Below are 12106 nucleotides of genomic sequence, written 5' to 3' on the forward strand. Positions count from 1 at the left end.
AGCGTTTGCGTTCCGACCTACTCGGTGGCGACTTGCATCGACTCGCTGTTGTACGCGCTCCCGGCGTCACCGTCGACGCTCATCACGATCACGCCTGCGTCGCCCGTTCGAGCGACGTCGAAGTCGGCGATCGTCCGATCGGCAGCCGTCTGGGCGTCCGTTCCGTCTTCGAGGTGAGAGACTGCCTCGCGAGCGAGCGTCTCGCGGGCGATGTCCTCGCCGGCGCCCGTCGCGCTCGCCCCACCGGCTTCGCTGGCGTAAAATCCCGACCCGATCTGTGGGACGTCACCGACTCGTCCGGCGAGCGCGAACCACCGCCCGCCGGTCGAGGTCGCGGTCGCGACGCGCTCCCCGTCGGTCGCGACCGCGCCGACGGTGTCGTGGCCGCCGAAGTGCTCGCGAACCCACGCCAGTTGGTCTTCGAGACCAGTCATCGGCGGCTCGACCTCGGCCCAGCGCTCGCGCGTCCGTTCAGTCCAGAGGTCGACCCGAGTCGGAATCCCGAACGATGCCGCCAGATCGACGGCGTGTTCGCCCGAGACGAGTACGTGCGGCGTCGAGGCCATCACGACCCGCGCGACCTCGATCGCGTGCTCGACCCCGGGCATCGAGCAGGCCGCACCCGCCGATCCGCTCCCGGTCATCATCCCGGCGTCCGTCCGGATCGTCCCGTCGCTCTGGACGGCACTGCCGACGCCGGCGTTGAACTGTGGCGTCGACTCCAGCCACCGAACCGCCGCGACTACGGCGTCCACCGGCGAGGCAGCGTCTGCTCCCCTGCTGGCTGCCTTCTCCAGCGCCGACGCACGTCCCTCGGGGTCGGCCGGGTCCGATCCTGCACCGCCGTGCACGATCACGTCCATGGGTTGGCATTTCGTGGCACGGAACTTAAACACGCCCCCCGATCCGCACAACGCTTACCTGGCTGGTGGCCCCATCCGCTGGCATGGTCGTGCCACTGGCGGTCGAGTCGACGTGGATCCTCGCGAGTATCCCCGTCGTCGGTCTCGTTCTCCTCGTGCTGATCGGACGCGCGTTTTCAGGCGGTGGAGACGAGTGGTCGACCGGCCGACGCGGGGGGAGCGGCGGCGAAGACGTCGTCTGCCCGCGGTGTCATCACCGGACGCCACCCGACGCGACGCGCTGCCCGGAGTGTGGGAAATCCCTCTAGCGGTGGAGTTTCCCGTCTCGACGCCCTCTCGAGAACTATGGACGACCACACCCGCGACGACAGCGTCGGTCCACCCGTCGGGTCGCCGACGGGCTGGAGCGAGGGGCGCTGGGAGCACGCGACGCTGCGCCGGGCCGTCGTCCACGGTGTTCGACTGTTCAACAGCGGCCACTACCACGCCAGCCACGACTGTTTCGAGGACGAGTGGTACAACTACGGCCGCGGCACGACCGAGAGCGCCTTCCTTCACGGGATGGTCCAGGTCGCGGCCGGCGCGTACAAACACGTCGACTTCGAGGACGACGACGGCATGCGGAGCCTCTTCGGTACTGCGCTACAGTACTTTCAGGGCGTTCCGCGTGACTTCTACGGCGTCGACGTCCTCGACGTCCGGACGGTACTCACGAACGCCCGTGCCGACCCCGACGTGCTCGAGGGCTGGGCGATCCGTCTCGACGACGACCGCCCGACAGCCCGCGAGGAAGACCACGCGTTCGTCGCCAGTCTGGATCACTGATCGCGATTCCTGGCCGCGGCTCGGTCACGATTCGCGCAGCGTCGCTCTGACCGGGACCGCCGTTCGCGCCTCGCTGACTGCCGCCAGTGCGTCGCCGATCGGTTGTGGTTCACCCGCGCGGTAGACCTTCGCGAGTTCGTGGGCTCGCTCGTAGTGCTGGACGGCCGTCCGGTAGGCGTCACCGGCGTCGAGCGGTCGGTCAGCTCGACGGGCGTTCTCGGCGTAGGCTGCGGCTGCCTCAGCGATGTCTACTCTGAGGTCGATCACCTCGCTGGCCGTCGCTTCGACGCGTTCTTGCAGGCGCTCCCGATCGAGGCCGAACGTCCCTTCGTCGGACCACACGACATCGAGGAGTGTCTGATACCGGTCGAGAGCCGTCTCCAGCCCCGTGATCGACCCAGTTTCGACCGCTCGCTGGCGGCGCTCGTCGGCCGTCTCGATCGGCCGCCGCGCCAGCGCGTCGACCCGCTCCTGTGCCCGTTCGATCGCCGCTGTGAGTGAGGGGGCGTCGCCGACCGGCGAGGACAGCGAATCGAGCCGGACCCCCCTGACGTCGTCGCCGACGACGAAGCCGTGTGACTCTGCCCGCGCGGTGACTTCGTTCAGGCTCTCGCGAGCGGTTTCGATCGCTCGCGCGCCGCGCTCGACGTCTCCGTCGTCGAGCCACTCCCGACCAACCGCTCGCAGTTTTTCCACGCGGCGGAGTACCGCCTCGACGTAGGCCGATTCGAGTGTGGTGTCGGCTCGGTCGAGCGGGTCACGGAACGCCGGGACGCCCTCGAACGGGGAGTTCTCGACGCCGACCTGTGCGCAGTCGACGGTCGAGCGCAACTGCTCGTAGCGCTCGCGCGTCGTCGCCCAGTCGCCGTCCGCGATCGGTTCGATCAGGTCGGCCCGCGCGGCTTCCACGGCTCTGGTCGCATCTTCGACCTGCTCGAAGAGGTCGATGGCCTTCTCGACGAGTCGGAGACCGTACTTCGCCGCACTGCGTGACGATGATGCGACGCCGAGCCGCCACGTCGTCGCCGCCTCGACGGTCACGCTCACTGTCGTCGGTTCTCGCGGATCGTCGAGGGCGACGGCTCTGACCTCGCGGTAGGGAATCGACACCGCCGGGTCGTCGTCGGTCCCCCAGCGAGGACGATCCGTCTGTCGGTCAGGACGCCGACGGCCCGGTGGCCCGGCTGCGGTTCGAACGTCTCCTCGCCGCTGGCGGACTCGCGGACGAGCGGGTCGTCGTTCGACTCGACGATCGCCTCGATAGTCTCCCCCGTCCCCACGAGCGAGCGGATCGCACCGAGCGGATCGGTCTCCCCCGGGGATTCAGTCTGTACTGGTCGGTCTGCTGGCTGACGATGACTCGGAATAGGGTCCCACCCTTGTGTAGGTAGACTGGAGTCCGATTATTAAAGGTTCATGTCCTGAATCCGCCGTTCGTCTACCGTCGGATCAGTCCTCAGCCGCTACCTCCCCGGGCCGCGGCACCTCGATGTCGGTCAGCTGTGCTTCGATCTCCTCGCGCCGAGCGTCGAATTTGCCGGGGAGGACGAGTCGCTCACCCAGTTCGTCGAGCGGTTCGTCGCTGTCGTATCCCGGGCCGTTGGTCGCGAGTTCGAACAGGACGCCGCCGAACTCCCGGAAGTAGACCGACCGAAACCAGTGGCGGTCGATCTGGGCCGTCGGATTCAGCCCCGCCCGACGAACCGCCGTTCGCATCGACTCCTGCTCGCCGTCGGTCGGCGTCTGGAAGGCGACGTGATGCACCGTCCCGTGACCCTGCCGACCGCCCTGGATCGTCGGCAGGATGTCCACGTATTTGCCGACCGGCCCCGCCGCAGCGAATCGGGTTCGCTCGTCGCCGGGCGTATCTCCCTGGGCCTGTTCGGTCCCGACTTCGGTAAGGCCCATCGTCCTGAGGAGGTCTTCGGTCGGCTCGGGGTCGGCCAGCCACAGCGTCACCGAGTGAAAGCCCCTGATCGCGTGTTCCTCGGGGACGAATGCCGTCCACGGCACAGTCGGATCATCGTCGGGAATCTCGACTGCCACGAGTTCGACGGGGAGGCCGTCCGGGTCTTCGAACGGGAGGACCGTCTCGCCGAATCGTTCGACCCGGTCACTGTAAGGCACGTCGTACGCCTCGAACCGCTCTTGCCAGTAGTCCAGACTTCCCTCGGGGACCCGGAAGGCAGTCCGGGCGACCTGGCCGGAGCCGACTTTTCCTTGGCGGAAATTCTCCCAGGGGAAGAACGTCATGCTCGTTCCGGGTGTGCCCTCCGCGTCCGCGAAGAAGAAGTGATACGTCCCGGGGTCGTCCTGGTTGACCGATCGCTTGACCAGTCGCAGCCCCAGCGCCTCGACCCAGAAGTCGAGGTTTCGCTGGGGATTGCCGGCGATACACGTCACGTGGTGGATGCCCGGTGTGGGATCTGTCATTGGTTTCGGTAGGTGCCGGAGGGCCTTGAATTCGCGCTGACGTGGATGTCACCGGCTGTCGGATGCGGCCCGGTCGAGAGTACCTGAACTCCTCGCTGGCTCGGTCGGGCCACGACAGATCACAGTCATTTTCAGGGTCGGAGCAATTGACTCGATCAATGACCAGTGCCGATGCCGTCGGTGCTGTCGTCATGGTCGGGCTGGCGATGTCTGTCGCCGCCGCCTGGCCGATATACAAGGGTTGGCAGCGGCGTGCCCGGTACCGTCTCGTCCGGGACACGGAGGTGGGGACGCCCGACACGGTCACATCTGGGAACACAGTACTCCTGACGGGGGCAGCACGGACGCGTGAGTCCCCGATCCACGCACCGCTCACCGAACGCGAGGCGCTCGTCGCCGTCTGGTCAGTCTCCGAGTGGCAAGACGAAAATCTACAACTGAAGTACTGGTCTCCGGAAGCCAGGGGGCTCCGAAGTGGTGCGTTCGGGATCGAATCTGGCGGTGCGTTGGTCACGGTCCCGGCCCAGACCTGCGAGGGATCGACGACTTCGACGACCAGTATGCTGGGATACGACGCCGTCACTGGCTTCGACATTGAGTCCACTCTCGTCGAGGTCGAATCGTTCGATTTCACCGAAGAGATCCCACAGGCGGTAGAACCGCCTGCACAGTTTCGCACCCTCGAACGAAAGGTCGGACTCGAAGCGCCCGATCCGGGAGTGACCCTCGTCGATCTCGGCCGGAAACACGGTGCGCGACGCTATCACGAAGCGATCGTCGAACCCGGAGACACGCTCACGATCCGCGGAACGATAGAGACGAGGGCAGATGGGGAGAACGTTCTCGCACCCCCGGAACGGGGACCGATGGTCGTCTCCGACCTCGATCCCGATACGCTGGCGTGGCGGTATCGATGGTCGTACTGGAAGCTATTCTACGGCTCGATCACCGTGATTCTCGCGATGATGCTGTTGTCGGTGTTCCTGATCGCTGTCGGGTGATTCTCGGTTACTGCCGATGGCTCCCCCTGAGTACGATCATCGCGTCCCCCTATAGTAACAATTGAAACGATTTACACATCGATCGCACTGTTGCCGTGTGATCGTGTGTACATTGACTTTCAATGGCTACTATCGTTTGAGCGTTCAACGTACAGAATACACACGCTGCTCGAAATTGAGCACCACGAGAATCTTGGGGTCGGGGAACTGTTGAACCACGGGAAGACGTGCTCGCTCTCGCTCACGGTTCCACCGTTCGCATCGAGTCGTTCCCGCTGGGTCACGCCTCGGTCTCGCTGCGCGCGACTTCCCTGGTCGATTCACAGGCCGCGTTTACGGAGTTGAGCGACGACTCCCGTACTACTTCACGAATATCGGGTTCGAGTTCGGCACTATCGGCCCGATAGGTCAACAGGGACATGTTCATGATCTCATCACGCTTCTTACTACTGACGCGGACGTGGTCGGACTGACGACTGAAGGGCAGCAATATCTTGAACAGACAGTCGGTGTTGAGTTGTATCCACCGGCGCGGCATCCGCGTATGGTGTGAGCACAATAACCGAAGCACTTGATTCCGATTCGGTTCTCAGGGATGGCTACTACTTCGAATCTCTCATCACATCCAGCGGGGCAAGCCACCCAATCTTCTAGCGGCCTGCATACCGATACTTCCGTGAATTCGGGCCAAAAGCCGAGAAGCGCTTAAAAATCTATAGGGTGTGAATAATTCTTCGAAAATAGAGGCAACACATCTACTCTACGTTCTGAGGATTTAATATATACATATTCAGGGCCAGCGGATTATCGGAAAATTCAGGTCAGCACAAACCGATTAGACAAGTGCCGATTGAACGATCGGCACAAAGGGGAGGTGAGCTGTGTCAGAGGCACCATTTCATCTCCCCTCTGTACCATTCATCACCTATCCCGGTTTACAAATAAAACTCACCATTCGACCCGTCGAACATGTTCGAAAGTATTGGGTCCAGGTGTGTGCGATACTACGAATACCCCGTCGCTCCGCTCGGGGGCGTACGCTGCGGAGGAGACTCGTCCCCCTATGTGAGGGGGTCAACTCGCCACGATCCTCGCTTGTACTTTTAGATGGGCCGAGCGTAGCACGTCCTCCGAATCGGAGATCTATCGGACGGATATGTCATCCTGCACACGGTGGGGTGGTGGGTGGGGAGTGATCGAGGAGGCCAACTGGGGAACCATGGAGATCGAGACGATTCACAGGTGACCGAGACGGCTACTTGGCGGAGTCTGGGTCAGCGAGCGAACGCCTGCAATGCGGACACCGTTCATTTACAGCGATATTTACGCTCTTCTCACAATTCGGGCATTTGATAATGGTTTGTGGCATTACTCTCTCTATTCTATTGGGGCTTATTCAATTTCCGGTTGCCATCTATTACTTATGGAAAGAGTATATATCTATTTGCTGGATACAAGTGCTTCTGAAAGCGGAACGAGGAAACAGCGAGTCAGAGGCTGGCATCCGATTCGGGATTGTATTGGTGCCTCCACATCCCGAAGTTTGCTTACTGACGATTTTGTATATCTCTATTATGGTTGGAATAGACTGATCTTCAAATCGCGGTTGGGAGAGGGTGCCTCTGACAAGGCGCGCTTTTAATCCAAAGCACGCTAACTGGGATTGAGATTCGATTAATATATGTCTTGTTGAATGATCGTCACTAATACTCTTCTCAATTCGGAGCGGGTGAGACCGATCTACCAGCAGTCGAGAGGGAAATTGGGAATTCGGGCCAGATTCACAGATAGCGGGGTCTATCAGGGCTTATTTGGTACTTTTCGAGATCCTGGCTTCCACTCTAAGTCTTTAGAGGCTGATAGACGTGTTTTGCTGAATATAGAGACTGAAGTCAGCATACAGAGTTAGTTAAATTCGCGGTTTACATTCCCGAACCAGCCGGTACAGAGAACATGCGGATCTACCAAACGTCAAACGTATTTACTACTGATAGACACCAAAATACGCTGTCGCAAACCTATGAAACCCGAGGTTCTGGGCAAGAGTGACTGACCACGGCCACGCATCTGAGGTTCGGTACTGCGGGAGGAGGCCGTCAGCCAATGCCTGCTCTGTGGCTCGGGAAACTACGGCTTTGCCGTATCCTTGATTGCGGTGGTCCGGATGGGTCACAACTGCCAGATGGGCAAGCAAGCCATCCCAAACCTCATAGCCTGCGATTGCCACGAGTTTCCCATCAACGAACAGACCCACAGTTTCATCGGGAGTGAACTGCATGCCACCGTTTTCCCACTCTTCATCTGGTATACTGCTCCGAAACGTCCGGTAGGCAGTGCTATCAGCGGAGGTTAGGACGCGAGCATCCGATTCGATGGAGGAGAACGTTTCCCGGTCAGAGTATCCATAGAAGGTGGGGCCGAGGACTTGCTCTATACCGTCGAAGTAAGTGAACCACTCGTGGACTTCATCGACGGTATCAGTATCAAGTGTTTCAAGGGCCTCCCCCTGGTCTTTAGCCGACTCTACGAGTGCGTTCGGTGCACCGACGACCAGTGCATCGTTGCGACAAAACAACTGGACACCACTCTCCTCAACCAGGCCGACAGTCACTTCTGATTCCTCGAACGCACCGGAAGGAACGCCGAGTCGGTCAGCCCAATACCGGCGGAGAGTCCACAGGGTGCGCGAAGTGAGACCCATAGGTAACTGTTCCAACTTCAGTTTAAGAAATACTCGTTTCGAGACAACCATACGCTCTGTACTGACCGACCAGTGCTTCACTTGTCTCTACCGATTCGTCCTCTCCCAACGCTCGAGATATCAGTGATCGATTCGCGCCTTGTATTCAGCACAGGTGTCAAGATATATCGCAAATTCGGACTAATTTGAGGCTGACAGGAGCAATCTGTCTTCGTCGAGGTCCCATTGTAGCGGAGACCAATCATCCGGGCCATACAGCCCTTCCGGCGGCTTCTCCAGCCCGTAAACGGGATCAGGAAACACAGCATCGACGCGATCGTCGTCCTGGTAGTCCTCGAAGAACTGCACCTGCGTCTTCTCCGGCTTGTAGAAGAACGTGGTCGCCTGGCGCTTGCCCTCGGGATGGACGTCTTTGATCGTGTGCCCGATCGTCGCGAAGTCGACGGACAACTTCGCGAATCGCTTCGAGAACGGCGAGAACTGCGAGGCGATCTCGTGAGAGATCGTCCGCGCGTCAAAACGCGTCTAGCGAGATGTTGATCTGGTAGCACTTGACGCCAAGCTCACGCAGAGGGGTCGGAGAGATGTTGAACCACGGGAAATTCGCTTCGCTCGCTCCCTGGTTCAAACTCTCCACGTTCAGAATTCACGCGCTGCTCGGAGTCGAGCAGCGCGAGAAGTTATGGGGTCGGAGAGATTTGAACTCCCGATCGACTGATATCTCCGGTAGCGCCTCGGAACTCCAGAGGGTCATCAGCGCGGTCGATGATCAGTCGGCCGCTCAGTATATCAGTCTGGAGTGTCGTCCCGGGCGCGTTGCCTCTGGAGTCAGTCGCCATGCCGGACTTGGCCACGACCCCGCACTCACCCGTAAGCCTAATCTCCCTAAAGGGATTTCGATTCTACTCCTCGCGATCGGTCGCGGCCCAATCACAGTCCTGGCACTTGTATCCAGTCACGAACTCCGTAATCGAGGGCATGTACCCCACCTCGATGACGTCGCCACCGCATTCTGGACACGCCCGGTCGGTGTCTTCAATCGATTCGGCGTCCATGACATCTTCACCTTCGATCAATTCGGCCAGTCGCTTCGGTGTGACCATCCGCCCCTGAACCACGCGGTTCTCACTCATAGTCGGAGTCTGGGCGAGAAGGGTCCTAAGTGTTCCCGTCCGCCGATCGCTAGGGGGTCAGAGCCAGGGAGCCTGGTACCCGTCGTCGCTGGTGTTCAGCCCGTCAGTGAGGTCCTGCTCTCGGGAGTGACCGTCACCGCCGTCGGTCGCCGTCGTCCGGGAGCGAGAGCGGGCTGCCTCCCCATCAGGGTCGAACGCGAGCACGGCAGTCAGTCCCAGGACAGCCAGCGCGAGCGGCGCGTTACCCGGGACGAGACCGAATATCGACAGCGGGAGCATCCCCAGCGCGACGGCGCTCCCGAATCGGAAGCGGTCGAGATCGACCGAGCGCCGGAGCGTCGGTCCCGCCAGCGAGACGGCGACGGCGAACGCGACGCCGACGGCCGCCGCAGCGGTCCCGCGAGCGATCAGCCCGAGGTCGGTCGAGACGACGAGCGTCGCGTTTGCGGGCTCGACGCTTGCGAGAAAGCCCAGCGCGACGATCATCGCCGGTCGGGGGAGCAAGTCGCCGATCCGGGCGCTGGCAGTCTTGGCGGCGACCGCGAGGATCACGACGGCGGCGAAGCGCTCGAAGACCCAGAGGTTGAGCAGGCTCTCGACCGTCGGTGCGAGCGCGGCCATCACGGCTGCGCCGGCCACCAGAACCGCGCCGACGCCCAGAATCTTGGGTAGCTGTTCGCGCGGGCCGCCGTCCATGTCCGCGAGAATTACCGCGACGGTCGCACTCCCGCCGAATACCAGCAGCCCTACTTCGAGAATGCCGACTGGGCCGTCGACCGCACCCGCCAACACGAGTGCGGGGAACAGCCCGTCGACTAACGGGAGACACATGACAGTCGCCAACAGACGCGTCGAGCCTCCGACCTGGCGCTCTATCGCGAGCGCGATCGGGTGTTGGGAGCTACTCATCAGGCTACAGGGCCGTCTCCCGTGGCCTGTGGGGATTCACGCACGCGCCGCCGATACCGTGGTCGGGCTTCGAAGACGCGTGCGAACTCCGCCCAGTTCGACGACTGGTGATTGCAATTCCCCACCGATTTCCAGAATGTGTGCGAGCAAGGGTCCGCGGTCTGCATCTGGATGCTCGTACCCGCTCGGGTGGTGGGACTGACGGAGTCCATACATGTAGAATCGGGTCATTCCATCAAAAGCGTTGTGTGAGATGCGCCCCCATGGTACAAACAAACGTACGATTACACACCACAATACACAGGTATCAAACCCATACAGCGGACAAAATTTTACATATGACTAAACATCATGATTGTTCAGGCCCGTAATGTGGCGAAGTCGTACCGACAGCGTGTAAAATTCCAACTATTCAGTCCGGGGTGGCGCTGATCAACGAGGTCTCCGGATAGGACACGAGTCGGTAGTGTGCCTGTGATGCTGTGGGATGCGTGTTGCCGTAGGCTGGGAGCGTCTCCCACAACAGGAGTCGTCTCGCAACGTTTTTCAGCAGTCGCGGCGGACGGCTTACATGGCGAACGATCCACAGCCCTATTCTGCGAAACTGGACGTACCAGAGGCATTGACGTTCGACGACGTACTGCTCCGCCCCAAGGAGAGTCGCGTCGAACCGGACGAAGCAGACATGCGCACGAAAGTCTCGAAGAACGTCGAGCTACAGGTCCCGGTGCTGTCGGCGGCGATGGACACCGTCACCGAGAGCGGGATGGCGATCGGGATGGCCCGACACGGTGGCCTGGGCGTCATGCACCGCAACATGGATGTCGACCGGATGGCCACTGAGGTCGAACGCGTCAAACGTGCCGACGAACTCATCATCCGGGACGTCGTGACTGCCAGTCCCGATCAAACTGTGCAGGACGTCGACGAGATGATGGATCACGCGGGCGTCTCCGGTGCGCCCGTCGTCGACGACGACCAGAAGGTGCTCGGGATCATCTCCGGGACGGACATCCGGCCCTACCTCGAGGTCGGCGAGCGTGACGAAGTCCGTGAGGCGATGACCGACGAGGTCGTCACCGCCAGCGAGGACGTCACCGCTCGTGACGCGCTCGAACTGATGTACGACCACAAGATCGAGCGCGTCCCGATCGTCGACGACGGGAACCGTCTCGTCGGTCTCGTGACGATGCAGGGCATCCTCCAGCGACGGGAGTACGACAACGCCGCCCGGGCCGAGGACGGCTCGCTACGCTGTGGCGTGGCTGTCGGCCCCTTCGAGCAAGAGCGCGCCGAAGTCGCCGACGAGGCCGGTGCGGATATTATCTTCATCGACTGTGCACACGCGCACAACCTCGACGTCGTCGACAGCGCTCGCGAGATCAAATCCTCCGTCGACGCCGATGTCGTCGTCGGTAACATCGGGACCAGCGAGGCAGCGGAGGATCTGGTCGACTTCGCCGATGGTCTCAAAGTCGGGATTGGCCCGGGCTCGATCTGTACGACGCGGGTCGTCTCCGGCGCGGGCATGCCCCAGATCACGGCCGTCTCGGAGGTGGCTGACGTCGCGAGCCAGCACGACGTGCCAGTGATCGCCGACGGCGGGATTCGCTACTCCGGCGACGCGATCAAGGCCATCGCCGCCGGTGCCGACGCCGTCATGCTCGGGTCGTATTTCGCCGGCACCGACGAAGCCCCAGGCCGCGTCATCACGATGAACGGCAAGAAGTACAAACAGTACCGCGGGATGGGGTCGGTCGGCGCTATGAAGTCCGGCGGCGGCGAGCGCTACCTCAAGGACGTCGAGGACGACGAAGAAGACGAATACGTCCCCGAAGGTGTCGAGGCCGCGACCCCCTACAAGGGCTCGCTCCAGTCTGAACTCCACCAGCTCGTCGGCGGCATGAAGTCCGGGATGGGCTACGTCGGCGCGAACACCATTCCCGAGTTCAAGGAACGCTCGGAGTTCGTTCGGGTCTCCAGTGCGGGCCACCAGGAGAGTCACCCACACGACGTGATGATCACCGACGAAGCGCCTAACTACAGCCCTGACGAGAGTTAGAGGCCTTTCCCCGCGCTCTCACAGGCTGGACTACAGAAGCCGTTCTGGGCCGCACGAGCGCTCGGGTGTGCCTTGAACGTCTCCTCACAGTTCTTGCAGGTGTACCTCTCGAAGTCGGACATGACAGGCGAACGCACGTCCGCTGCCCCCTAAATAGTTGTCCTGCGGCCGCCCGGTAG

Annotated in this window: 14 protein-coding genes and 1 tRNA gene; 4 read left to right on the plus strand and 11 right to left on the minus strand. The window is 61.7% G+C overall.

Features of this window, described 5'->3' with window-relative positions:
* Positions 1-17 precede the first annotated feature (17 nt).
* Positions 18-863 (minus strand): isoaspartyl peptidase/L-asparaginase, encoded by an 846-nt coding sequence (locus tag DV733_RS14635; protein WP_049992726.1) that lies wholly within the window; start codon positions 861-863, stop codon positions 18-20.
* Positions 864-946: 83 nt separating this feature from the next.
* Here DV733_RS14635 and DV733_RS14640 point away from each other — a divergent pair, with 83 nt between their 5' ends.
* Together DV733_RS14640 and DV733_RS14645 are read left to right on the plus strand one after the other, a co-directional pair.
* Positions 947-1171 carry a zinc-ribbon domain-containing protein gene (locus DV733_RS14640; protein WP_049992727.1) on the plus strand — a complete coding sequence of 75 codons (225 nt, stop codon included), beginning with the start codon at positions 947-949 and terminating at the stop codon, positions 1169-1171.
* A 37-nt stretch (positions 1172-1208) separates the two neighbouring features.
* Positions 1209-1688, plus strand: a complete 480-nt coding sequence (locus DV733_RS14645; RefSeq protein ID WP_049992728.1) for a DUF309 domain-containing protein — start codon at positions 1209-1211, stop codon at positions 1686-1688.
* 24 nt (positions 1689-1712) lie between these two features.
* Here DV733_RS14645 and DV733_RS14650 read toward each other — a convergent pair whose 3' ends face one another.
* The 3 genes from DV733_RS14650 to DV733_RS14660 all read right to left on the minus strand — a co-directional run bounded on the left by DV733_RS14650 (position 1713) and on the right by DV733_RS14660 (position 4121).
* A complete protein-coding gene (locus DV733_RS14650; RefSeq protein ID WP_161569361.1) occupies positions 1713-2798 on the minus strand; it encodes a hypothetical protein in 1086 nt (361 codons plus the stop codon).
* Positions 2732-2968, minus strand: a complete 237-nt coding sequence (locus tag DV733_RS14655; protein WP_136342362.1) for a hypothetical protein — start codon at positions 2966-2968, stop codon at positions 2732-2734. Before DV733_RS14655 ends, DV733_RS14650 begins: the two co-directional genes overlap by 67 nt.
* A 169-nt stretch (positions 2969-3137) precedes the next feature.
* Positions 3138-4121: a ring-cleaving dioxygenase gene (locus tag DV733_RS14660; RefSeq protein WP_049992730.1), complete on the minus strand. Its 984-nt coding sequence runs from the start codon at positions 4119-4121 to the stop codon at positions 3138-3140.
* Between the two features lie 158 nt (positions 4122-4279).
* On the opposite strand from DV733_RS14660, the gene DV733_RS14665 reads away from it, so the two are divergent.
* Entirely contained in the window at positions 4280-5122 is an 843-nt protein-coding gene (locus DV733_RS14665) for a GIDE domain-containing protein (protein ID WP_049992731.1), read from the plus strand.
* A gap of 280 nt (positions 5123-5402) precedes the next feature.
* Here the strand turns inward: DV733_RS14665 and DV733_RS17180 are convergent, their stop codons facing one another.
* The 6 genes from DV733_RS17180 to DV733_RS14685 form a co-directional block, all read right to left on the minus strand.
* Entirely contained in the window at positions 5403-5660 is a 258-nt protein-coding gene (locus DV733_RS17180) for a hypothetical protein (protein WP_049992732.1), read from the minus strand.
* Between the two features lie 1446 nt (positions 5661-7106).
* Entirely contained in the window at positions 7107-7733 is a 627-nt protein-coding gene (locus DV733_RS14670; protein ID WP_161569362.1) for a GNAT family N-acetyltransferase, read from the minus strand.
* Between the two features lie 270 nt (positions 7734-8003).
* Entirely contained in the window at positions 8004-8273 is a 270-nt protein-coding gene (locus tag DV733_RS14675) for a hypothetical protein (protein ID WP_049992734.1), read from the minus strand.
* A gap of 233 nt (positions 8274-8506) precedes the next feature.
* Positions 8507-8683, minus strand: a tRNA-Trp gene (locus DV733_RS16975).
* 42 nt (positions 8684-8725) lie between these two features.
* Positions 8726-8956, minus strand: a complete 231-nt coding sequence (locus DV733_RS14680) for a DUF5795 family protein (RefSeq protein WP_049992735.1) — start codon at positions 8954-8956, stop codon at positions 8726-8728.
* A gap of 57 nt (positions 8957-9013) precedes the next feature.
* A complete protein-coding gene (locus DV733_RS14685) occupies positions 9014-9865 on the minus strand; it encodes a DUF5794 domain-containing protein (RefSeq protein WP_049992736.1) in 852 nt (283 codons plus the stop codon).
* A 571-nt stretch (positions 9866-10436) separates the two neighbouring features.
* On the opposite strand from DV733_RS14685, the gene guaB reads away from it, so the two are divergent.
* Positions 10437-11927: an IMP dehydrogenase gene (gene guaB, locus DV733_RS14690; RefSeq protein WP_049992737.1), complete on the plus strand. Its 1491-nt coding sequence runs from the start codon at positions 10437-10439 to the stop codon at positions 11925-11927.
* Here the strand turns inward: guaB and DV733_RS17770 are convergent.
* Positions 11924-12049 (minus strand): hypothetical protein, encoded by a 126-nt coding sequence (locus tag DV733_RS17770; RefSeq protein ID WP_257217569.1) that lies wholly within the window; start codon positions 12047-12049, stop codon positions 11924-11926. The genes guaB and DV733_RS17770 overlap by 4 nt on opposite strands.
* Positions 12050-12106: the final 57 nt, after the last annotated feature.

It is taken from the genome of Halapricum salinum (assembly GCF_004799665.1).
GTDB classification, from domain to species: domain Archaea; phylum Halobacteriota; class Halobacteria; order Halobacteriales; family Haloarculaceae; genus Halapricum; species Halapricum salinum.

What these genes read in the sequence shown, in the direction of transcription:
- DV733_RS14635 (WP_049992726.1), bottom strand. Translation starts at nt 863, where the DNA reads ATGGACGTGATCGTGCACGGCGGTGCAGGATCGGACCCGGCCGACCCC.
- DV733_RS14640 (WP_049992727.1), top strand. Translation starts at nt 947, where the DNA reads ATGGTCGTGCCACTGGCGGTCGAGTCGACGTGGATCCTCGCGAGTATC.
- DV733_RS14645 (WP_049992728.1), top strand. Translation starts at nt 1,209, where the DNA reads ATGGACGACCACACCCGCGACGACAGCGTCGGTCCACCCGTCGGGTCG.
- DV733_RS14660 (WP_049992730.1), bottom strand. Translation starts at nt 4,121, where the DNA reads ATGACAGATCCCACACCGGGCATCCACCACGTGACGTGTATCGCCGGC.
- DV733_RS14665 (WP_049992731.1), top strand. Translation starts at nt 4,280, where the DNA reads ATGACCAGTGCCGATGCCGTCGGTGCTGTCGTCATGGTCGGGCTGGCG.
- DV733_RS17180 (WP_049992732.1), bottom strand. Translation starts at nt 5,660, where the DNA reads ATGCCGCGCCGGTGGATACAACTCAACACCGACTGTCTGTTCAAGATA.
- DV733_RS14680 (WP_049992735.1), bottom strand. Translation starts at nt 8,956, where the DNA reads ATGAGTGAGAACCGCGTGGTTCAGGGGCGGATGGTCACACCGAAGCGA.
- DV733_RS14685 (WP_049992736.1), bottom strand. Translation starts at nt 9,865, where the DNA reads ATGAGTAGCTCCCAACACCCGATCGCGCTCGCGATAGAGCGCCAGGTC.
- guaB (WP_049992737.1), top strand. Translation starts at nt 10,437, where the DNA reads ATGGCGAACGATCCACAGCCCTATTCTGCGAAACTGGACGTACCAGAG.
- DV733_RS17770 (WP_257217569.1), bottom strand. Translation starts at nt 12,049, where the DNA reads ATGTCCGACTTCGAGAGGTACACCTGCAAGAACTGTGAGGAGACGTTC.